Here is a 21,881-nt window from a genome sequence, read left to right as displayed (position 1 = left end):
GATGAAGAAACTTACGACTTTTACGGCAGCCGCCGTGATGGCGATCACCGCAGGTGCGGCATCCGCCGAGGGCCTGTCTACACCCAACCTCAGCTATCGTACTGGCCCGTTTGCAGCGACTGGTATTCCGCTGATGAACGGTCAGCGCGACTATATGCTTATGCTGAACGCCCGTGATGGCGGTATCGGTGGCGTTCCGATTGATTTCTCTGAATGCGAAACCGGTTATTCCACCGAAAAAGGTGTGGAATGCTATGAGGCGACCAAAGGCGAAGCCATCGTGACCCAGCCGTGGTCCACAGGTATCACCCTTCAGGTTCTGCCAAAAACCAACGTGGATGAGATCCCAATTCTGGCCCCTGGTTATGGCTTTTCGCCAATGGCTGACGGTTCCGTGTTCAACTGGGCGTTCAACATGCCGGGTTCATACTGGGATGCGGCATCTATGATCCTGAACGAACTCAGCGGCAACGATCTGTCCACACTTGCTGGCAAAAAGATCGCTTTCCTGCACCTTGACCACCCGTTTGGTAAGGAGCCACTTCCGTTCCTCGAAGCAATGGCGGAAGAGCACGGTTTTGAACTGCTGCCAATCCCAGTTGGTCTGAAAGAAATGCAGAACCAATCCGCACAATGGCTGCAAATTCGCCGTGAACGTCCTGACAATGTGATCATGTGGGGCTGGGGTGCGATGAATGCAGGCGCTCTGACTGAAGCTGTGAAAACACGTTACCCAATGGATCAATTCGTTGGCGTTTGGTGGTCTGGCCACGATGGCGACATGGAAGCCCTGGGCGAAGATGGCAAAGGCTATCGTTCTATCAGCTACTCCGCACCACAACCAGATGCGGCTGTGATGGCGGACATTCGCGAATATGTGTTCGACAAAGGCGATTCCCTTGCAACCGAAAGCGAACTTGACTGGGTGTTCTACCAACGTGGTCTCGTGATTTCTGCGATGCTGGCTGAAGGCATTAAAACCGCACAGGATCACTTCGGTGAAGGTGAAATTTCCGCAACGCAACTGCGCTGGGGCCTGGAAAACCTGAACCTGACAGACGAACGTCTGGCAGAAATGGGCATGACCGGCATGGTTGCGCCTTTCTCAACATCTTGTTCCAACCACACCGGTCACGCTGGTGGCTGGATGCTGGAATGGGACGGCGCGAAATGGGTTGTTGGGTCTGACCACCTGATGGCGGATGCCGAAGCAATTCGTCCTTTGGAAGTTGCTGCAGCAGCTGAATACGCAGAAGCAAACGCACCTTGGCCGATTGCTGACTGCGAATAATTGATATCCCGGCCGCAGCCCTGTGTTGCGGCCGGACCCAACTGATTTTTTCAGGAAGAGAACCATGCTGGACGCCGAAAAAACAAATAATGCCTTGCTAGAGGTCAACAATATCGAGGTGATCTACAACCACGTGATCCTCGTTCTGAAGGGCGTCAGCCTGTCGGTTCCCAAAGGCGGTATCACCGCGCTTCTGGGCGGTAACGGCGCTGGCAAAACCACAACCCTAAAGGCCATTTCAAACCTGCTCCACTCGGAACGTGGCGAAGTGACCAAAGGCTCTGTTTCTTATCAGGGGCAAGAGGTTCAGGAACTGAACCCCGCCGCTTTGGTAAAACGTGGTGTGATCCAGGTGATGGAAGGCCGTCACTGTTTTGAACACCTGACCGTTGAAGAAAACCTGCTGACGGGCGCTTATACCCGCCGTGATGGCCGTGCCGAGATCGAACGCGATCTTGAAATGGTTTACAATTATTTCCCACGTCTGAAAGAACGCCGCAAAAGCCAGGCGGGCTATACATCCGGCGGTGAACAACAGATGTGTGCCATGGGGCGCGCGCTGATGTCCCGCCCGGAAACCATCTTACTGGATGAACCGTCCATGGGTCTTGCACCGCAGCTGGTGGAACAAATCTTTGAGATCGTGAAAAGCGTGAATGAGGGCGAAGGCACCACCTTCCTTCTGGCTGAACAGAACACAAACGTCGCGCTGAAATATGCACATTACGGCTATATTCTGGAAAATGGTCGCGTCGTGATGGACGGCCCTGCCGCTGAATTGCGCGAAAACCCCGATGTAAAAGAGTTCTATCTTGGCGTGTCCGATGATGGCCGTAAAAGCTTCCGTGATGTGCGGTCTTACCGTCGTCGTAAACGGTGGTTGAGCTGATCGGGGGCCTGCGTATGACTTTTTATGATGATCGTGAGACCCGTTCAGCTGACGAACGCGCCGCAAGTCAACTGGCCGACTTGCGCGACCAATTGGCCCGCGCCCGCGCAGTAAAAGGCACCTGCAATCTGGATGGACCAGATCTGACATCCCTGTCCGATCTGGCCGCTTATCCGGTTCTGCGCAAATCTGATCTGTCAAAATGGCAGAAAGAAAAGCCGCCATTCGGTGGGTTCGCGGTGAAAAATGCTGCCCATATCTTTCAGTCCCCAGGGCCAATTTATGAACCCGGCGGCATCAGCCATGATTGGTGGCGCATGGGGCGTTTTCTGCATGCCGCAGGCATCGGTGCGGATGATATTGTACACAACTGTTTCGGTTATCACCTGACCCCAGCAGGCATGATTTTTGAAAGTGGTGCCCGCGCGGTTGGGGCCACTGTCCTGCCAGCAGGCGTTGGCCAGACTGAACTTCAGGTGCGCGCAGCTGCGGATATTGGCACGACTGCCTATGCCGGAACACCGGACTATCTGAAGATCATTCTGGATAAAGCCGATGAGATGGGCGAGACTCTAAAAATCACAAAAGCAGCCGTTGGTGGCGGGGCCTTGTTCCCGTCCCTGCGTCAAGAATATGCGGATCGTGGCATCACCTGTCTGCAAAGCTATGCGACTGCGGATCTGGGCAACATCGCTTATGAAAGTCATGCGATGGAAGGCATGATTGTCGATGAAGGCGTGATTGTTGAAATCGTCACGCCTGGCACGGGTACCCCCGTGGCGGAAGGTGAAGTTGGCGAAGTTGTCGTGACAACGCTGAACCCTGATTATCCTCTCATTCGTTTTGCGACGGGTGACCTTTCTGCACGGCTGCCGGGGCAATCCCCATGTGGTCGGACGAACATGCGTATCAAAGGTTGGATGGGCCGGGCCGATCAGACCACCAAGATCAAAGGCATGTTTGTACGGCCCGAACAGGTTGCTGATTTTGTTTCGAAAAACCAAGCCGTCACAAAGGCCCGCGTCATCGCCACCCGTGTGGGGGAGATGGATGCCATGACCGTTCAAGTCGAAGCTGAAGGCGGTGATCAAACCGCTTTAGAAGCCTCTGTCGCCAGCCTGCTCAAGCTGAAAGGCAAAGTCGAAATCCACGAAACAGGTACGCTACCGAAAGACGGTAAGGTCATCGATGATCAACGTGTGTACGACTGATCACAGATAAATCTGTTTTCTGAAAGCCCCGCCTTGTGTGGGGCTTTTTCTTGTCGAATCCTATCTTTGGACATTGCGCGTCGCACAAAAAAAGACCGCCCTGAAAGAGCGGCCTTTTTAATTCTAAGCTGGTTCAGCTCAGCCCTGACGGGCTTTGAACCGGCGTTGTGTTTTGTTGATCACATAAACACGGCCCTTACGGCGTACAACGCGGCAATCGCGATGACGGTTCTTGAGCGAGCGGAGCGAGTTGCGGACTTTCATAAGCCTTATCCTCATGTCGCGGCGCGCAAGAAACGTGCGCCTCGGGTTAAATCTCAGCATCACCGGCTCATCCGGTGATTGTTGCCTGTTTTATTCCTGGCAAGGAATGGTGGACGATACTGGGATCGAACCAGTGACCCCTTCGATGTCAACGAAGTGCTCTACCGCTGAGCTAATCGTCCGCCGTTGCTGCCCCATTTATCCCTTTCCAACAGTAATGACAAGCACTGCATAAACAAAAGGGACGCGGATAAGGGCCGCGTCTGTCCGGTGTCTATAAGAGGAGTCGTACCAGGGATCAAGAGCTTTTGGCAAAGGAGTTTTCCCGAATGCAAAATAGTGTTATGGCCTTGGCAATGAACGACGGACCCTTTCATATTTTTCAGCCTGCCAAACAGGACACAGCGGTGGTTTTCGCATCACCTCATTCTGGCCGCGCCTATGCCGATAGCTTTCTGCGCAACAGTGTTCTGGACGAAACCCGTCTGCGCAGTTCAGAAGATGCGTTTGTGGATCTGCTGTTCAGCAATGCGCCCCAATACGGTGCGCCTCTTCTGTGTGCAGATACACCGCGCGCCTATGTTGATCTGAACCGATCGTCAGACGAACTTGACGGCGCATTGATCCACAATGTGCCAAAAACAAAATCCAACCCCAGAATCGCATCCGGCCTTGGGGTCATTCCCCGTGTCGTAGCGAATGGTCGGTCCATATATCGCGGGAAGATGCACCTGACGGAAGCACACCAACGGCTGACGTCACACTGGCACCCTTATCACAATGCTTTGGCAAGCCTGATCAGTGATACCAAAGTAAAATTCGGGCAGACGATCCTGATCGATTGTCATTCCATGCCCGCCGAAGCACTTGATTCGCTGTCTTCAGGCAGTGCAACGCATCCCGACATCATCATTGGTGATCGTTTCGGATCCAGTTGCGCCGGGGAAATCACCGATCAAGTGTCACGTGCGTTTCTGAATGCGGGCTTTGCAATTGCGCATAATGTGCCCTTTGCAGGTGCTTATATTGCGCAGCACTATGGCGGTCCGTCACGGGGGCAACATGCGTTGCAGATCGAAATCAACCGGTCCCTGTATATGGATGAACAGACTATTCGCCCAAATTCAAATTTTGAGCCGTTCAAACGAAAACTGGACAATGTGATAAAAACAATCGCTGAGATTGGGCGCAATAATCAGGCCTTACGTGCCGCCGAATAATTTCTGACGTCCTGCCATTCTGAATTCAGTTCAGAGCCCGCCCTTTACGGATCGCATCTTTGCCGAACCGGGCACGGATCTTGTCAGATGCGCGCTCTATCTTTTCACGCTGCTCTGCATTCGGGTCCAGCAAGTCCGCGAATTGATCCGACCCTTCTGCAGGAACAAGATCGCTGATCCCCACGCCAATCAAACGAAATGGCCCCTGATCTGAAACCTGATCAAACAGCCCCCGCGACGTGCGATAAATACGATCAGCAAGCTGGGTAGATCCGGGTAAGGTCACCCGTCGTGTCAGCGCCGAAAAATTTGCACGTTTCAGTTTCAGCGTCACAACCCGGCCAGCATAATCGCGTGCCTTGGCCCGGTCAGCCACCTGTTCTGACAAACGCCACAGATGCCCGTCCAGAAGATCGATCTGGCTGGTGTCTTTGGAAAACGTCGTTTCTTTTGAAATGCTTTTAACTGGGTCATTCGGGGAAACTCTTCGGAAATCCTGTCCCCGCGCCAAATGGAACAACCGTTCCCCCATGGATCCAAACCGCGCCACCAGATCTTCTTTTTCCCACCGCAGAAGATCATCAAATGTGCGCACCCCTGCCTTTTCAAGCGATGCCTGCCCCGCAGGTCCGATCCCCCAGATCAAACGTACTGGTTTTCCTTTCAGAAAATCTGATGTTTCCGCCTTGCCAATGATGGAATATCCGCGCGGTTTATCCAGATCGGACGCAACCTTGGCCAGATATTTGTTATGAGACAGGCCAATCGACCCTGTAATTCCCAATTCGTCCTTCATGCGTTTCACAAGCTTAGCCAGCATTACAGCCGGTGGCGCCCCATGTAACCGCTGAGTTCCGGACAGATCCATAAACGCTTCGTCCAAAGACAAAGGTTCAATTTTTGGCGTCAGCTCATCCATCATGGTGCGGATCTGTCTGGACACGCTGGAATAGGCTTCCATTCGGGGGGGCAGGAACACGCCATCCGGGCAAAGCTTGCGTGCTTTAAAGGCCGGCATGGCGGAACGCACCCCGCGAATACGTGCGATGTAGCAGGCCGTGGACACGACACCACGATCCCCTCCACCAATGATCACCGGCTTATCGCGCAGTTCAGGATTGTCGCGTTTTTCAACCGATGCATAAAATGCATCACAATCCATATGGGCGATTTCCAACGTAAAAAGTTCTGGATGAACCAAAAGTGCCGGTCGCCCACAGGTGGGGCAACGCCGCCCCTGTGGCGGTTCTATGAATTCTGAAAGACAATCACGGCAAAGGGCTGGCATGGAGGCAATTTATGTGGAAAACAATCCGGGAACAACCTGTGGAAACGGCCCACATCTTGAAGGTCAGTAAAATTGACCTATATATTGAATATAACAATACGAGGAAAAAATGAATATTATTGCTGAAATTATCAACACCCTGGGCGGCGGCGGCATTGTTGGATTGCTTTTCGCCCTGTTCATCATCATCTGTATCTTTCTGGGCGTGCGCATCGTTCCGCAGTCAGAAAAATATGTAATTGAACGCTTTGGTCGTTTGCGTGTTGTTCTGGGGCCTGGGATTAACTTTATCATCCCTTTCCTTGATCGCGTTGCACATCGAATCTCCATTCTGGAACGTCAGCTGCCCAATGCCAGCCAAGACGCCATTACATCCGATAACGTACTGGTTCGGGTCGAAACATCTGTGTTCTACCGCATCACAGAACCCGAGCGCACAGTATATCGTATTCGCGATGTAGACGCCGCGATTGCAACAACCGTTGCTGGTATCGTGCGTGCTGAGATCGGCAAAATGGAACTGGACGAGGTTCAATCAAATCGGGCCCAGCTGATCACACAAATCCAGGTTCTGGTTGAAAGCGCCGTGGATGACTGGGGCATCGAAGTAACCCGCGCCGAAATCCTAGACGTTAACCTTGATCAGGCAACACGTGACGCCATGCTTCAACAGTTGAACGCTGAACGCGCCCGTCGTGCACAGGTGACCGAAGCGGAAGGCACAAAGCGCGCAGTTGAGCTGAACGCAGATGCAGAACTATACGCTGCTGAACAACAGGCAAAGGCCCGCCGCGTATCTGCCGATGCAGAAGCTTATGCAACCGAAGTCGTCGCCAAGGCGATCAAAGAAAACGGTATTGAAGCAGCCCAGTATCAGGTCGCCCTAAAGCAGGTAGAGGCCTTGTCTGAGGTCGCAAAAGGCGAAGGCAAACAAACTGTTCTGCTGCCTTCTAACGCATTGGATGCATTTGGTGATGCGTTCAACATGCTGAAAGGTGGCTCAAAATGATCTGGACAACCTGGTGGGCCTGGCTCGCAGGCGCTCTGATCCTTGGTATTCTTGAAGTCTTGGCCCCTGGCGCAATCCTGCTGGGCTTCGCCTGCGGCGCTGCGGTTGTCGGTATCTTGTTTGGAATAGGTGGTCCGATCGCAGGCTGGCTTACCGGTTCGTTCCCGTTGACCATGGTGATATTCGCGGTTGCGTCACTGCTGGCCTGGATCGCAATCCGCAAGGTCATTGGCAAACGTCACAAACAACCCAAGATCTTCGAAACCGATATCAACGACTAACCTGAACCCAGACACGCGAAAGGCGGGGCAATTTTGGCCCCGCCTTTTTTATTTTATTGCATTACACCTGTTATCAGGAAAGTTCCGCCAAAACAGCCTGTGCTGCAAGTCTCGGATCTTCTGCCTGCCAGATGGGGCGACCGACAACGATGTGGTCCGCGCCATTGTTAATTGCCTGACCAGGGGTTGTGATACGCTTCTGATCCCCCGCATCCGCACCAGCAGGGCGTACGCCAGGTGTTACAATCAGTTTGCCAGCAGCTTCCGGCAGGGCACGGATCACAGTTGCTTCCTGTGGAGAGGCAATCACACCATCGGCCCCCGCAAGGAACGCTTTCCCTGCACGTTCCTGAACAAGATCCTTAATATCGCCCGGCTTGATCAGCGCGCCATCCAGATCCTGGCGATCAAGTGATGTCAGGATCGTAACAGCCAGAATTTTCATGTCGCTGCCGCCTTTGCCTTCCTGCGCTGCTTTCACAACATAGGGGTCGCCGTGCACTGTTAGGAAATCCAAATCAAACTGTGTCAGGCCACGCACGGCTTTTTCAATTGTCGCGCCAATATCAAACAGCTTCAGATCCATGAAAATCTTTTTACCGAATTCCGCCTTCAGTTCATTCGCAAGCGCCATACCGCCACTCGATAACAGACCAAGCCCGATTTTATAGAAGCTGACTGCATCTCCAATTTTCGCAGCAATCTCCATGCCGGCAATTGCATTGCTTGTATCCAGGGCGACGATCAGACGATCGTCTGCTACATTTTTCTGGGACATCGGGCACTCCGTAAATGAAATTTTCCTCTCATACGGATTTGCACGTGCGCTGGCAAGATCAAGGCTGAAAGATCAATCGTTCTGAGTGTTCTCAGGTGTTCGAATTTGCGGCGGATCACCCGGAAATGGGCTTCCTAGATCATCAAGATATCGAGCCGCCCCATAATCGCGGGCGCGCCGGGGCTTGCTGGTTTTCTTTGGCGTGAGAACGGGTGATTTTAAAAATTCGCGCACCGCACGCGGCATAATATGGACACGCCGTTTGCCTGCCGTTTTCTGAACAACCTCGACAGGCACAGGTTTAATGTTGATTTCCATTTTCATGATGGCCACCCGTTTTTCTGACGTTGACGACCGAAGACAGTGACATTCATGTCGTTCCGATGAACGCGTTCAAATGGCCAGTATTTTTCCGTAACCATTGCAATGCGCAGACCGCAAGTATCGCCACCCGGGGATGCAAATTCAAACTCCCCCTCATATTTATGAACATTCAGATCATATCGAACAGATTTCACCCGGTTGTTAAAAAGCATATTCTTGCTCCGTAAAGATGACGAATTAACCTTAACTAAGCAGCAATCAGTAAATTTTCCCTGAACTCAGGTACATTCAAAGTCACTTTTATTCAGATAGGAAAATCAGCCCCACCTCTTGAGATTTTCGCAGGCCTGCCCATCTATATAATGAGGCTTCACAACGGATGCGCTGCACAGCGGGCATCTGAAAACGGAGCGCTTTAAAAGGAGAGAATGATGAACCTCGAAAAGTTCACAGAGCGGTCACGCGGCTTTCTGCAGGCGGCCCAAACAATTGCTATGCGGGAAAGCCATCAGCGGCTTGGTCCCGAACATATCCTGAAAGCACTGTTAGACGATGATCAGGGCCTTGCGGTCAATCTGATTACTGCCGCCGGTGGCGACGCGACACGTGTACGTGAAACGATGGACGTCACAATGGGCAAAATCACCAAAGTGACCGGTGACGCAGGCCAAGTCTATATGGACAGTCAGACCGGCAAGGTTCTGGCAGAGGCTGAAAAAATCGCCACGAAAGCAGGCGACAGTTTTGTGCCGGTGGAACGCATTCTGATGGCGCTTGCCCTGGTGAAATCCAAGGCGAAAGAAGCCCTAGACGCTGGCAATGTGTCGGCTCAAAAACTGAACGAAGCAATCAACGACATCCGCAAAGGACGCACGGCTGACAGCGCCAGTGCGGAAGATGGGTATGACGCGTTGAAGAAATACGCGAGTGATCTGACAGAGGCCGCGCGCGAAGGAAAAATCGACCCTATTATTGGCCGTGACGAAGAAATTCGCCGCACCATGCAGGTTTTGTCGCGCCGCACCAAAAACAACCCGGTTCTGATCGGGGAACCAGGCGTCGGTAAAACCGCGATTGCCGAAGGTCTTGCCCTGCGAATCGTCAATGGGGATGTGCCTGAAAGCATCGCGAACAAAAAACTACTTTCGCTGGATATGGGGGCACTGATTGCTGGTGCAAAATATCGCGGTGAATTCGAAGAACGCCTGAAATCTGTCCTGACCGAGGTGACCGAAGCCGCTGGTGAAATCATCTTGTTCATTGATGAAATGCACACGCTTGTCGGTGCGGGTAAAGGGGACGGCGCGATGGATGCGGCGAACCTGATCAAACCGGCGCTTGCCCGGGGGGAATTGCACTGCGTTGGCGCAACAACACTGGATGAATATCGCAAACACGTGGAAAAAGACGCAGCCCTTGCGCGGCGTTTTCAGCCGGTCGTGGTCGAAGAACCCACTGTTCCCGATACGATTTCTATTCTGCGCGGGATCAAAGAAAAATACGAGATGCACCATGGTGTGCGGATTTCTGACAGCGCGCTTGTATCTGCAGCGACGCTTTCGCACCGCTATATCACGGATCGTTTTCTGCCGGATAAAGCCATTGATTTGATGGATGAAGCCGCAAGTCGTTTGCGCATGGAAGTGGACAGCAAGCCAGAAGAACTGGACGCATTGGATCGGGAAATTCTGCAAAAGCAGATCGAAGCCGAAGCCCTGCGTTTGGAAGATGACGCCGCAAGCAAGGATCGCCTGAAGACGCTTGAAAAAGAACTGTCTGATCTGGAGCAACGTTCCGCCGAAATGACGGCGCAATGGCAGGGGGAACGCGACAAGATGAATTCGGCGCGTGACATGAAAGAAAGCCTTGATCGTGCCCGTGCTGATCTGGAGATCGCGAAACGCGAAGGCAATCTCGCCCGCGCAGGTGAGCTGTCTTATGGTGTTATCCCAGAGCTTGAGAAAACACTGGCCGACGCTGAAAACTTGGAAGACGCCAAAATGGTGTCAGAAGCTGTGCGTCCAGAGCAAATCGCCCAGGTGGTGGAACGCTGGACGGGGATCCCGACCTCGCGCATGCTGGAAGGTGAACGCGAGAAGCTGCTGCGTATGGAAGATGAACTGGGAAAACGTGTGATCGGTCAGCGATCCGCTGTCACTGCAGTTTCTAACGCCGTACGCCGTGCACGAGCCGGGCTGAATGACGAAGGTCGCCCCCTGGGTAGCTTTCTATTTCTCGGGCCAACGGGTGTCGGTAAAACCGAGCTGACCAAAGCCGTCGCGGAGTTTTTGTTTGATGACGACAGCGCAATGGTGCGCATCGACATGTCCGAATTCATGGAAAAACATGCGGTTTCACGTTTGATTGGCGCGCCTCCCGGGTATGTCGGTTATGATGAAGGCGGTGTTCTGACCGAAGCCGTGCGACGAAAACCGTATCAGGTGGTGCTGTTTGACGAGGTCGAAAAAGCCCACCCGGATGTGTTCAACGTGCTTTTGCAGGTGCTTGATGACGGGCAGCTGACCGATGGCCAGGGGCGGACTGTTGATTTCAAACAGACGCTGATCATCCTGACATCGAACCTTGGTGCACAGGCGCTGTCACAACTGCCGGACGGTGCCGACGCGGTGGATGCAAAACGGGATGTCATGGATGCTGTGCGCGCCCATTTCCGCCCGGAATTCCTGAACCGTCTTGATGAAACCATCATCTTTGACCGTCTTGCACGCGTCGATATGGATGGGATCGTGGACATCCAGCTGGCACGTTTGGGCAAACGTCTGTCCGGGCGAAAGATCACGCTGGAACTGGATGACACAGCCAAGACATGCCTTGCGGATGAAGGTTACGATCCGGTGTTTGGCGCACGCCCCCTGAAACGGGTTATTCAACGGGCCTTACAGGATCGGCTGGCAGAGATGATCCTGGCGGGGGATGTTCTGGATGGCACCCGAATCCCGATCACGGCCGGCCCCGAAGGCCTGATCGTCGGGGATCGCTTGTCTGAAAGCAGCCAGACACCGCCGGATGAAGCTGTCGTTCACTAACCCCTTAAGGCCCGCCAGATTGGTGGGCCTTTTTTACTGTTCCCGGAAAGCCCGTGACATGCTGTCGAGAACCGGTTTCGCCAGATATTCCGCAAACGTCCGTTCCGCAGTGCGGATCATAATTTCAGCGGGCATGCCAGGGGTCGGAGAAAAACCAGGCACCCGGTTCAGTTCTTCCGGTTCAATCGCAACACGGGCAACGTAAACTTCCTGCGTCTGTTCTTCTGCCTGTTCAGAAATCGTATCGGCAGACACATAAAAAACCTCCCCGTACAGCACGGGGGTTGTTCTTTGGTTTAGCGCAGAAAGCCGGATTGTCGCCGCCGACCCCGGCTGCACGCTGTCAATTTCCGTACGTGGCACCTGAACTTCGATAATCAGTGGTTCATTGGCGGGCAAAATTTCGGCAATCACACGACCGCTTTCAATCACACCGCCCGCAGTATGGTAATGCAGGCGCACAATCGTGCCCGAAACAGGGGCCACAATTTCCGCCCGCTGCAATACGGCACGCGCCGTATTCACCTGTTCACGTATGCCGTCCAGTTCTGCTTCGGCCTTTTGCAACTCATCAAGGGCCGTGTCCCTGTATTCGCCAAGTGTCTGTTCAATCTCAGCCATGTAGCGCGCACGCACTTCTCCGATTTCGGAAATTTCCGCCGTCAAACGCCCTGACTGGCCCTGGGCTTCGGCAATTGCACGCCGCACGACATTCACGTCAGAGCGCCGCACCAACCCCCGTTCAAGCAACGTCGTTTTATCCGCCAGTTCTTCCTGCATGATGCTGATCTGCAGAACCGTGGCATCCAATTGGCTTTGGTATCCGCGCGTGCGGATGTGCAGGGCGTCAATATTCCGTTCCAGCAACGCAATATCGTTCTGCACCCCCTGTCGTGACACCGTAAAGGCAAGCATCTGACCGTCAATCATGGTGGCAATTTCAGGGTCCGAACGCAATTCAGCCAGGGTCGGCGTTAAAGAAAGACTATCATCCCCTTCATATTCAGCCTGAAAACGGGCACGGCGCAGTTCAAGCCGTGTTTTACGCAGAAACAATTCCCGCTCCTGACCAAGAGCTTCGGTTTCGTCCAGCTGAACAAGAACATTCCCAGCCTGAACCCTGTCGCCTTCGCTGACGTGAATGCTGCGAATAATGCCGCCTTCCAAATGTTGCACCATTTTGTTGCGCCCCGTGGCGATAAAGCTTCCCTGTGCAATCACTGCGGCCGCCAGTGGTGCCGTCGTCGCCCAGACGCCAAATCCGCCAAACGCCACCGCCATAACCACGATCCCCGCGACAACATGCTTAAAAACAGAACGCGGCACATCATCATGCCAGGTCACGACTGCGGGCGGCTTCATTCGACGTTTCATTTGCTTATCTCCTGATTTGCTGCGCTGCGTTCAGACAGTTTTTTCAAGACAGCGTTCCGATACCCGATCAGTTCGACATTCCCATCTGCGATGAGCATGATTTTATCCACCACCTGCAAAAGGGACGGTTTTTGGGTAATCACAACAACCGTAATACCGCTGTCTTTGGCGTGTTGGATGGCGCGGGCCAGGGCTTTGTCTCCGGCGGCATCCAGATTAGAATTCGGCTCATCCAGAACCAGCAATTTTGTCTGACCGTAAAATGCGCGGGCCAGGGCGATACGTTGTTTTTGCCCCCCCGACAGCGGCGCACCATCTGCGGCAACCACCGTTTCATAGCCATGCGGTAAAGTCGCAATCATTTCGTGCACATCGGCCAAAACAGCCGCGCGGTGAATGTCTGCATCTGTCACATCATCGCGCATTCTGCCGATATTTTCTTTGATGGATCCCGGGAAAAGCTGCACATCCTGGGGCACATATCCAATGCATTCCCCCAGCTGGCGCGGGTCCCAATTGCGAAGATCCATCAGGTCCAGGCGCACGCTACCTGAGGTTGGTAAAAGTGACCCCACCAACATTTTCCCTAGTGTGGTTTTACCGGCCCCGGAATTGCCAATCACTGCAAGGGTTTCACCCGGGTCCAGATGAAAGCTAAGCCCGTTCAGGATCACCTGCTTGGTCCCTGCGGGCACATATAGCAGACGATCCACATTCAAGCGGCCTTCGGGGTGTGGCAGAACCAGACGTTCAAAACGATCCCGCGATTTCTGCATCAGCGTATAAATGCGCCCATATGCAGCACGCGACAGCAGAAAACCGTTCCATCCTTCGATCGCCCCTTCAATCGGCGCCAGCGCGCGCCCCGCAATAATTGACGCCGCAATCACCATGCCGCCGGTGATATGCCCCTGAATTGACAGATAGGCCCCCCACCCCAGCATGGAAATCTGCGTCAGAAGGCGAACGCAACGTGACATAGATGCAAAGATAATGTTGCGATCCTGTGCACGCACCTGGGCCGTTAATGATTGCGCCGTGTCTTTACCCCAGATCCGCACCGCTTCGGGAACCATAGCCAACGCGTTGATGATCTGGCTGTTACGAGACATGCTATCTAGGTGCATATTGGCCCGGGCTTGTGCCTGGTTGGCTTCGGCAAATGGTTTCGCCGTAAGTTTTTGATTGACCAACGCAATCACCAGCAAGACCAGTGACGTCGCAATCACAATCATCCCAAGATGCGGATGCACCAGAAATACCACCACAATAAAAAGCGGCGCAAATGGCACATCCAGAAAGGACGTCAATGTTCCGGAAACAAGGAAACCGCGCACTTGCTGTAGGTCCGACAAAGTCTGATATTCACGGCCATTGCTGTGCAGGGATGCATGGGCTGCAGCATTCAGAATAGGTGCGCCCAAACGCGCCGCGACTTCGACCGCGCTGCGCATCAGAATAAAGCGGCGCAACGCATCCAAAATCGATTGAACAACGATGGCACCGACGATAACGATTGTCAGCATAATCAACGTGTCCTGTGATCGGCTTGTCAGAACCCGATCCGAGATCTGAAACAGGTAAATCGGGATTGCTAGGATCAGAATATTTGTACCAAGCGTCAGTATCATGACAAATGCCATATTGCGCCGAACGGCCCGCACCCCTTTTTGCAACGCCGTCGCGAAACCTTCTGGGTTGATGCGTTTGTGAAATGCCGCCAGGTCTGTTGACGTGCCATTGCTGGCGGTCGGCGTTTTCTGGCCCCCAGGGGCTGCGGCGTTTACTTCCTGTTCAATCACGTCTCCGCCATCCGGCGACAGGCCATCGATGCGCATAGAAGATTTCAATTGATACGGACGGGATGTCTGTTTCTGGCTCATGAGAATAATCCTGCAGCACTCAGGCTGTCATACATTGCATAATATCGGCCGGCGCTTCGCTGTAAGCCTCTGGATGAAAATGCGACACGTCCTCGGGCAAGGCCGTTGCGTCTTCCATCAGAAAGGCGACCGCTTCAGTGGCAAGGGCCGGTGGCATGCCATCTTCACCAGCCTCGGTGACCATCCCTGCCTGATATAAAGTTGCATCATCGTAAATCTGCCCACCGGCCATAACGGTAGAATCCAACCCGGAATCAAGGATCGTTGCTATATTTACAAGTGCGTTTGATCCTTGAGTAAATGTGATATCGCCATCTGTTTCGGCAGCCCTTTCAGACATCGCATCAAAGGCAACATCGACCTGATCTGCATCTCCCAGCGTATTGGTCTGATCAATCATGTTAACGTTAAAATAGTCACCACTGATGTACAGAACATTCAATGTTCCCCCACCAGCCGCAGAAAGGTCCACACCAACGGGGAAGCCATCATATCCATCGGCAAGACCGTCAATAAGATCCGAATATTCACCATTCAGAATCTGATAACTGTCCGTTCCGGTGCTATTGACCTGGGCAAAATTGGCCAGAAGATTATCTGCGCCCCCTGCACCAAAGCTATGATCTGCATCCCAAGACAGGGTGTCATCATCCAACAGAATATTTGTCTGCCGGATCAGGTTGAAATCGACCATCTGTCCGCCAATGATGATCAAGTCGTAATGCATCGTAAAATCAAGGGACAGAACCTGATTGAGACCTGTGTTTTCCCCCAAAGAGATATAACTGTCTTCTGCGCTCCAGGTGATGGTTGCAGTGTCATGGTCCGTGATGAAATTCTGCTGTTCCGCCCAATTCGCCGAAATCAAATCGCCTTCTATCCGGGTGACGTTCCAATTCGAAGGCATCGTGACCTGGCCAGAGGTATTGCCGTCTTCCTGCGAACTGTTCAAAGTAATTTCGCTGACATTTATCAACAGATCCGATGCATCCTCAGCCTCTATTCCTTGGTCAATATTTTGCAGCACATTTGTCTGGCTGATCGACGTCAGCGAAATCACATCCCCGGCAACAATAATCAGCCCGGCATCAGGCGCCTGCTGTGAAATAACCGTTTCATTGATGACAAAATTCCCTCCGGTCACAGTGCTGTGCCCGTCTTCAGCGTCAAACAGGTTGACCAGATCCTCACTGTCATCTGCCTGGTGATGGACCGGCAAAATATCCGACATATCCGGCATGCTGTCAGCAGCAACGCCATCGATTATAACGCCCGACGTTTCAGTCCCCACAACGTGGGACACCGTGGCGCTCCCATTAATGTCTGTTCCACCGGAACCAATGCCAGACATGATCTGGGTATGTACACCTGTGGCGTCACCCATCACCGCGGCAAAGGTTTCCGGATGCGCAACGCTGATTTCCCCGGCATAAGTCACCAAAATCTGCATCGTTTCAGCAAACACAGCAGTGGATATGAAATCATTTACATCCGTCACACCCAGCATATCGTTGTCAGACAGATGGTTCAGTTGAAACGTAGCTTGAAAATGTGAAGGCGCTGTGGGCAACTCGTACCCGCCAAAACCAGGAAACCCAGAAGGCGCTGGAACCGCGTTTTCACCAGTATCCAGCGCATTTTCGCGGTCATCAGCTCTGTGTATCAGATCTGTCAGTCCCGACGTCATCGACAAAGAAAACAACTCTGGGTTCTGATAAAAGAACCAGAACGGTGTAAGGCCCGGGATGTATCCTGCAAGATCATACTCATCGGTTGGCCCATGCGGCGTAACAGCCAGTGGTTTATGAGGACCGAACCCATTGTCCTGCCAGTTAAAACCATCAGAATCAGGCCGCAAACGCGCACCATCTTCCATCAGTTCAAAAAAGCCGGCGAAATGGGCAATGGTTTCGGAGATGCGATCAAGTGCCATGAAAATCACCCGTGCGTTCAGAAAAAAAATAAAATAAATCAATGAAAACAGCCCCGACATTGCCGGGACTGTAAGAGAAAGGGGTTAACCCTCTACGGCGTCGTCGCCAACAAGGCTGGAAGTCAGGCTTCCACCCACCACGGTCATGTCCACGGTGTTCCCCATTACGTTCGCACCCATCACGATACTTTGGTTGAACGCAGTGGTATCAATCGCAGAGGCCGCAGAAGCCGCAGCAGATCCGTCGACAGAACCATCATCACCGTTACCGCTGCCCCAGGCACCGGGCCCGTCGCCCATGTCGTAGCCACCGCTGTCACCAAAGCCGTCAACTGCTATCCCGTCGCCAGTTGTAGCCTTTCCACCAGTGGAATCATTGTCCTGATCGATTGCACCGCCAACTTTGGCTTTATGCAGAACATCATTGTCTTCAAGATTGTTGAACTGCGCGTTGACCGTCCCAACATCGTTGCCTTTGCCAGTAAGGGCACCGTCAAGAATATCATCGAGGTTCATCTCATTGCCGGGATCGTAACTGACGTCACCCCCATCGGCCATGATGATGTTGTCAATGGTTGTGCAGCCCAGATCAAAATCAGCAAAGTCATCATCAGATGGGACACCTGCGGTGGCATCTACATCGACATCAACAGTCACGGTGGTCGTTGAAGTGTTGGTGTTTTCCGAAGAATTGCTGTTGTGATTCAGATTGCCGTTCGCATTGCCGTTCAGGTTCAGTGAGCCGTTCAGATTGCCATTGGCGTTCAGGTTTGCGTTCTCACTGGATTGATTTTGACTTTGATCCTGATCCTGGTCTTGACCCTGTTCTTGACCCTGTTCTTGATCCTGGTCTTGATCTTGGTTTTGATCATTGCCGAAGCCCCAAGGGCCGAAATTAAGATGCCGATTTGACATTGGAATTACCTTTCGTTGAAATGCAAATCCGGTCACTGTTTATCTGTAAGGTGACATTAGATTGCATGAAATATTAAGAGATATGCTGCGTAATACAGCCGGTTAAAAATGAATGCTCCTTTCTGCTAATTCCGGCCTCCCCAGGCGTTCTGAAACAGAAAATTTCCGCGGTCGGATTGACCAGAATATGTGAAATAAATAGCCACCCAATGGATGACCTCTAAATCGTGACATCCGATTTCCCCAGGAAACAGCTGGTAATTGGATTAAATAAAATTTCACCCTAAAAACACGGCCAACAATCTGAATTTAAACACATACCTAAACCATGCGATCTACACACCACGGCCAGCATCAGGGCCCGAGATATATGGCTTTTTATGCATGTAGAAAAAAATAACTTATTTTGTTATGATGAATTCGCAAGGAAAGCTGTGTGTTTTTCTTACTGGGGAATATTTATAAATAACTGACGCAGGAGCATTTTTTCGCGACCTACTTAAAGGGGGTATTTTATGTCAGATCTAAAATCCATTAATTTCATTGATTCAATTGATAAACCTGCATTTATTTTCGCAGGTCAGAAATCGCATTTTTCAGATATGTATCTACAACTGGTCCAGACAGAATTTCGGAATAACAAGATAACCTATAAAGAAGATCTGGACGCTGCGGATCAGTATCTGCAGCACAGCGACGCCGCGCTTGTCATAATTTCCTGCAGTGGCGCAGCAGGTCTTGCAGGTTCAGAATCTGTAATTCGAAGAATTCACGAACGTGTACATATTGCCGTAGCTTATGAAACACCTTCAGACATTCATCGCTTAAGCACCGAGTTTGAGGACAAGGCTCTGCTGAACAGTCTCAGCTATCTGCCGATGAACCGAAAAATTGAAATTGTGATGTCGACGCTTGCGCTGATCGCTGCAGGGGAGCACCATATTCCCTGCGATATTGCAGAGGGTCTTATTGCACCTCACCCATCACCGATTGAGGCCGACGACAACAGCATTGCAGAACTTTCGGTACTGACACCAAGGGAAGAAGAAGTTTTAAGTCACCTAGCGCAGGGCACTCCAAATAAGGTGATCGCCCACGAACTTTCCTTGTCTGAAAGCACGGTCAAGCTGCACATCCATCATGTCATCAGCAAACTTGGCGTACACAACCGAACAGAAGCGGCCCTGATTTTCCACAAAGCCCAAGGCAAGCATCTCAATCAGGCGCTGTAGGGCGTAATGGGCCAGGATTTCGACCAGTTTCTGCTACTGATCGGTCGGCTTAACTACGCGTGGACCAACACTGAAAGCTTACTGATTCACCTGATCGCGGGCCTGTCAAAGACAGACCCCGACACGGCGACAGTCATTTTCCTGACGTTGAATACATCACGTGCACGCATAGATCTCGTTCAGCGCCTTGCAAAACGCCCGCGCGTTTCCGGCGCTGAACGGGATGGTATTCTGGCTGTGACGGCACAACTGCAAAAGGCCAGCCGCCTGCGTAACAAATACAATCACTGTATTTATGCCTTTGATGACAAATCCGAAATCTCGCACACAATCCTGATGCGTATTGCGGATCGCAAGGACAGCATACGCCTTGGTCAGGCGGATGCGGTAGATGAAGCAGCGATCAGCGGGATCCACCAGACAATAGCAGATCTGCAGGGAACCAATCAGGATATCTGGTCGATTGTTCGGACATATAATTACCCTGCCTGATGGCTAAAACAACACATCGCCCAATGGCTACAACCGGCCCAGACATCAGCATTAGGGTGTTTTCGGTTTGCCCTTCTGCCTGATCTGACTAAAGATGTGGGGGAATTAACAGGGTGAAGTTTCAATGACACAAGCAAATATTGGTCTGATCGGTCTCGGAACGATGGGCAGCGCACTGGCGCAGAACATTGCTGAAAAAGGGTTCCCCCTTGCCGTGACAACCCTGCACCCGGAACGCGTCGACAGTTTTCTGAAAGATGCAGGTCCGCTGGCAGACAATCTGATTGGTGCAAAATCGCCTCAGGAAATGGTGGATGCACTGGCAACACCCAGATCCCTGATCCTGCTTGTTCCCGCAGGCAAAGCTGTTGACGCGATTGTTGAGATATACGCCCCTCTGCTTAGTCCTGGAGACACGATTATCGATGCGGGCAACGCAAACTTTCACAACACCCGCAAACGCGCAGATGAACTGGCCGAGATGGGTCTTCATTTTGTCGGCATGGGCGTATCCGGTGGGGAAGAAGGCGCACGTCACGGACCATCCATCATGGTTGGTGGTGCAAAAGAAAGCTATGCACCAATTCGCCCTGTGATCGAAGCCATCGCTGCGAAATTCGAAGGTGACCATTGCGCCGACTGGCTGGGCCCGGATGGCGCCGGCCATTTTGTCAAAACCGTTCACAACGGTATTGAATACGCTGACATGCAACTGATCTCAGAGGTTTATGGCCTGCTGCGTGATGGTGAAGACATCAAACCGCAGGAGATTGGCGCATTATTCGCAACTTGGAATGCCGGTGGTCTAAGTTCCTATCTGATGGAAATCAGCGCGGAAATTCTGCAAACCACTGACCCTGAAACCAATATGCCGATGGTTGACATCATCAAAGACAAAGCTGGGCAAAAAGGTACAGGTCGCTGGACTGTCATTGAGGCCCTGTCCCTTGGTCAGTCAGCCAGTGCTATCGAAGCTGCCGTCGGCGCGCGCGGCTGGTCTGCTGATCGTGAGGCCCGGGCAACTGGTGAAACACTTTTCCCAGCTACTGCACTCCAGGCAGAATATGACCGAGACGATCTTGAAGCCGCACTGCTGGCGGCCCGGATCATTGCCTATGCACAGGGTTTTCAGGTTCTTACAGCTGCCTCTGAAGAATATGACTGGGGCGTCGATATGGCCCGGGTGGCGGAAATCTGGCGCGCCGGGTGCATTATCCGTTCTGCACTTCTGGATGACATTTCAGATGCGTTCCGTTCTGACCTGCCCGATGGACGCCTGCTGTTTGCCCCTGCATTCCATGGTGCCTTGTCAAAAGGCATTGAAGCAATGCGCCGTGTAATTGCCACTGCGGTGTCTCAAGGATTGCCCGTACCTGCATTCTCTGCATCACTGGCCTGGTTTGACAGCATGCGGCAAGCACGTGGGACAACAAATATGGTTCAGGCACAACGCGACTTTTTTGGGGCACATGGCTTTGAGCGCCTCGATCAACCCGGAGCACACCACGGCCCCTGGGGGAGCTGATCAGAATTGCAACAGTTTTCTGACGACTAGCGCCGCCGAGGGTTTTTAACGCGCAGGGTTGGCGGGGCTTCGGTTGGGTCTTCGGGCCAGGGGTGCCTTGGATATCTCCCGCGCATATCCTTGCGCACATCCGCCCATGACGTTTTCCAAAATCCCGGCAGATCCGATGTCACCTGTAACGGGCGACGTGCCGGGGACAAAAGCGTCATGCGCAAGGGCTGCGGCGGCGTGCCGACACAGGGATGTTGTGTGGTGCCAAAGACTTCCTGAATGCGCAATTCGATCCCCGGGGTCTCTCCGCTGTAATCAATTGCGATACGGTTCCCCAGTGGGCTGGTGAAATGCGACGGTACCAGACGGTCCAATTCCATCAACAGGTGATGGGGCACATGGTGCCGCAAGGCTTCAAATGTCTCAAAGCTACGCAAATCCCGGCTGTTTCTTGGTAATTTTTCAGCGGTGCTCAGAAATGGTAAAAGCCAGACATCAGCCGTCTGATACAAAGCATCACCCGAGAGATCTGGACAATCGGCCTGTCCCGACATCAACCGGGCCCGCGCCAGGAACAGATCTGATTTTTTCGAAAACGCCGGGCGCAGTTCCTGCCATCCCTCAAGTGCCGCCACAGCAAGTGCGTCTACCGGTGCGTCTTTCCAAATCTGATCTTTCAGTGCAATCGCCCCAAGGCGTTCCTGATCCCGCGCAACGATCCTGTCATCCCGCCGTGACCAAGCGCAGGTTTGAACGGGTTTGATTTGATCGGCAAACAACGCCCGAATTTCACTTTCAGATATCGATACGCCCAGACGAACGCGGGCTTCGTGACGATCGCCGTCCAGATCAGTCGCGACTATCAAACGCTGATTTGCCAAGGGATCTTCTGCACTGACAATGGCACCCTTTCCGCCTGACATCAGAAAGCGGG

At 52.6% G+C, this 21,881-nt stretch carries 20 protein-coding genes and 1 tRNA gene; 10 read left to right on the top strand and 11 right to left on the bottom strand.

Features of this window, described 5'->3' with window-relative positions:
• The first annotated feature begins 1 nt into the window (after position 1).
• The 3 genes from ACPGUT_RS07880 to ACPGUT_RS07870 all read left to right on the top strand — a co-directional run bounded on the left by ACPGUT_RS07880 (position 2) and on the right by ACPGUT_RS07870 (position 3,391).
• Entirely contained in the window at positions 2-1,291 is a 1,290-nt protein-coding gene (locus tag ACPGUT_RS07880; protein WP_423990105.1) for an ABC transporter substrate-binding protein, read from the top strand.
• 64 nt (positions 1,292-1,355) lie between these two features.
• A complete protein-coding gene (locus tag ACPGUT_RS07875) occupies positions 1,356-2,180 on the top strand; it encodes an ABC transporter ATP-binding protein (RefSeq protein ID WP_423990103.1) in 825 nt (274 codons plus the stop codon).
• Between the two features lie 14 nt (positions 2,181-2,194).
• A complete protein-coding gene (locus tag ACPGUT_RS07870; protein ID WP_423990102.1) occupies positions 2,195-3,391 on the top strand; it encodes a phenylacetate--CoA ligase family protein in 1,197 nt (398 codons plus the stop codon).
• 138 nt (positions 3,392-3,529) lie between these two features.
• On the opposite strand, the gene ykgO is transcribed toward ACPGUT_RS07870, so the two are convergent.
• Together ykgO and ACPGUT_RS07860 are read right to left on the bottom strand one after the other, a co-directional pair.
• Positions 3,530-3,655 (bottom strand): type B 50S ribosomal protein L36, encoded by a 126-nt coding sequence (gene ykgO / locus ACPGUT_RS07865; RefSeq protein ID WP_005850168.1) that lies wholly within the window; start codon positions 3,653-3,655, stop codon positions 3,530-3,532.
• Between the two features lie 107 nt (positions 3,656-3,762).
• A tRNA-Val gene (locus ACPGUT_RS07860) sits at positions 3,763-3,837 on the bottom strand.
• A 147-nt stretch (positions 3,838-3,984) separates the two neighbouring features.
• Here ACPGUT_RS07860 and ACPGUT_RS07855 point away from each other — a divergent pair.
• Positions 3,985-4,875 (top strand): N-formylglutamate amidohydrolase, encoded by an 891-nt coding sequence (locus ACPGUT_RS07855; RefSeq protein ID WP_423990096.1) that lies wholly within the window; start codon positions 3,985-3,987, stop codon positions 4,873-4,875.
• Between the two features lie 25 nt (positions 4,876-4,900).
• On the opposite strand, the gene ACPGUT_RS07850 is transcribed toward ACPGUT_RS07855, so the two are convergent.
• The gene (locus ACPGUT_RS07850; protein WP_423990094.1) at positions 4,901-6,163 is read right to left on the bottom strand and encodes a DNA polymerase IV; all 1,263 of its coding nucleotides are present in this window, start codon (positions 6,161-6,163) and stop codon (positions 4,901-4,903) included.
• A gap of 109 nt (positions 6,164-6,272) precedes the next feature.
• Between ACPGUT_RS07850 and ACPGUT_RS07845 the strand changes: the two genes are divergently transcribed.
• The gene (locus tag ACPGUT_RS07845) at positions 6,273-7,172 is read left to right on the top strand and encodes an SPFH domain-containing protein (protein WP_423990092.1); all 900 of its coding nucleotides are present in this window, start codon (positions 6,273-6,275) and stop codon (positions 7,170-7,172) included.
• On the top strand, positions 7,169-7,453 hold the full coding sequence (locus ACPGUT_RS07840) for an NfeD family protein (RefSeq protein ID WP_423990090.1): 285 nt from the start codon (positions 7,169-7,171) through the stop codon (positions 7,451-7,453). Before ACPGUT_RS07845 ends, ACPGUT_RS07840 begins: the two co-directional genes overlap by 4 nt.
• Before the next feature lie 73 nt (positions 7,454-7,526).
• On the opposite strand, the gene pyrF is transcribed toward ACPGUT_RS07840, so the two are convergent.
• From pyrF to ACPGUT_RS07825, 3 genes are all read right to left on the bottom strand, one after another.
• Entirely contained in the window at positions 7,527-8,231 is a 705-nt protein-coding gene (gene pyrF, locus ACPGUT_RS07835; protein ID WP_423990088.1) for an orotidine-5'-phosphate decarboxylase, read from the bottom strand.
• Positions 8,232-8,303: 72 nt separating this feature from the next.
• Positions 8,304-8,555, bottom strand: coding sequence for a hypothetical protein (locus ACPGUT_RS07830; RefSeq protein ID WP_423990086.1), 252 nt, complete (start codon positions 8,553-8,555; stop codon positions 8,304-8,306).
• On the bottom strand, positions 8,552-8,767 hold the full coding sequence (locus tag ACPGUT_RS07825; protein WP_423990085.1) for a hypothetical protein: 216 nt from the start codon (positions 8,765-8,767) through the stop codon (positions 8,552-8,554). The genes ACPGUT_RS07830 and ACPGUT_RS07825 overlap by 4 nt, the downstream gene beginning before the upstream one ends.
• 219 nt (positions 8,768-8,986) lie before the next feature.
• Between ACPGUT_RS07825 and clpB the strand changes: the two genes are divergently transcribed.
• Complete coding sequence (gene clpB, locus ACPGUT_RS07820) at positions 8,987-11,602, top strand: ATP-dependent chaperone ClpB (RefSeq protein ID WP_423990083.1); 2,616 nt, start codon at positions 8,987-8,989, stop codon at positions 11,600-11,602.
• A 33-nt stretch (positions 11,603-11,635) separates the two neighbouring features.
• On the opposite strand, the gene ACPGUT_RS07815 is transcribed toward clpB, so the two are convergent.
• The 4 genes from ACPGUT_RS07815 to ACPGUT_RS07800 all read right to left on the bottom strand — a co-directional run bounded on the left by ACPGUT_RS07815 (position 11,636) and on the right by ACPGUT_RS07800 (position 17,707).
• A complete protein-coding gene (locus tag ACPGUT_RS07815) occupies positions 11,636-12,976 on the bottom strand; it encodes an HlyD family type I secretion periplasmic adaptor subunit (RefSeq protein WP_423990081.1) in 1,341 nt (446 codons plus the stop codon).
• Positions 12,973-14,859: a type I secretion system permease/ATPase gene (locus ACPGUT_RS07810; protein WP_423990079.1), complete on the bottom strand. Its 1,887-nt coding sequence runs from the start codon at positions 14,857-14,859 to the stop codon at positions 12,973-12,975. Before ACPGUT_RS07810 ends, ACPGUT_RS07815 begins: the two co-directional genes overlap by 4 nt.
• Before the next feature lie 19 nt (positions 14,860-14,878).
• Positions 14,879-16,792, bottom strand: coding sequence for a hypothetical protein (locus ACPGUT_RS07805; protein ID WP_423990077.1), 1,914 nt, complete (start codon positions 16,790-16,792; stop codon positions 14,879-14,881).
• Between the two features lie 84 nt (positions 16,793-16,876).
• Positions 16,877-17,707 carry a hypothetical protein gene (locus ACPGUT_RS07800; RefSeq protein WP_423990075.1) on the bottom strand — a complete coding sequence of 277 codons (831 nt, stop codon included), beginning with the start codon at positions 17,705-17,707 and terminating at the stop codon, positions 16,877-16,879.
• 515 nt (positions 17,708-18,222) lie between these two features.
• On the opposite strand from ACPGUT_RS07800, the gene ACPGUT_RS07795 reads away from it, so the two are divergent.
• The 3 genes from ACPGUT_RS07795 to gndA all read left to right on the top strand — a co-directional run bounded on the left by ACPGUT_RS07795 (position 18,223) and on the right by gndA (position 20,956).
• Positions 18,223-18,939 (top strand): response regulator transcription factor, encoded by a 717-nt coding sequence (locus ACPGUT_RS07795; protein WP_423990074.1) that lies wholly within the window; start codon positions 18,223-18,225, stop codon positions 18,937-18,939.
• A 6-nt stretch (positions 18,940-18,945) separates the two neighbouring features.
• Positions 18,946-19,431, top strand: coding sequence for a hypothetical protein (locus ACPGUT_RS07790; RefSeq protein ID WP_423990072.1), 486 nt, complete (start codon positions 18,946-18,948; stop codon positions 19,429-19,431).
• A 124-nt stretch (positions 19,432-19,555) separates the two neighbouring features.
• On the top strand, positions 19,556-20,956 hold the full coding sequence (gene gndA, locus ACPGUT_RS07785; RefSeq protein ID WP_423990070.1) for an NADP-dependent phosphogluconate dehydrogenase: 1,401 nt from the start codon (positions 19,556-19,558) through the stop codon (positions 20,954-20,956).
• 26 nt (positions 20,957-20,982) lie between these two features.
• Here gndA and ACPGUT_RS07780 read toward each other — a convergent pair.
• On the bottom strand, positions 20,983-21,881 hold an 899-nt coding region (locus ACPGUT_RS07780; protein WP_423990068.1), incomplete at its 5' end, for an ATP-dependent helicase C-terminal domain-containing protein.

It is taken from the genome of Halocynthiibacter sp. (genome assembly GCF_049608145.1).
GTDB lineage: Bacteria > Pseudomonadota > Alphaproteobacteria > Rhodobacterales > Rhodobacteraceae > Halocynthiibacter.
This window is presented reverse-complemented; position numbering and strand designations above follow the sequence as displayed.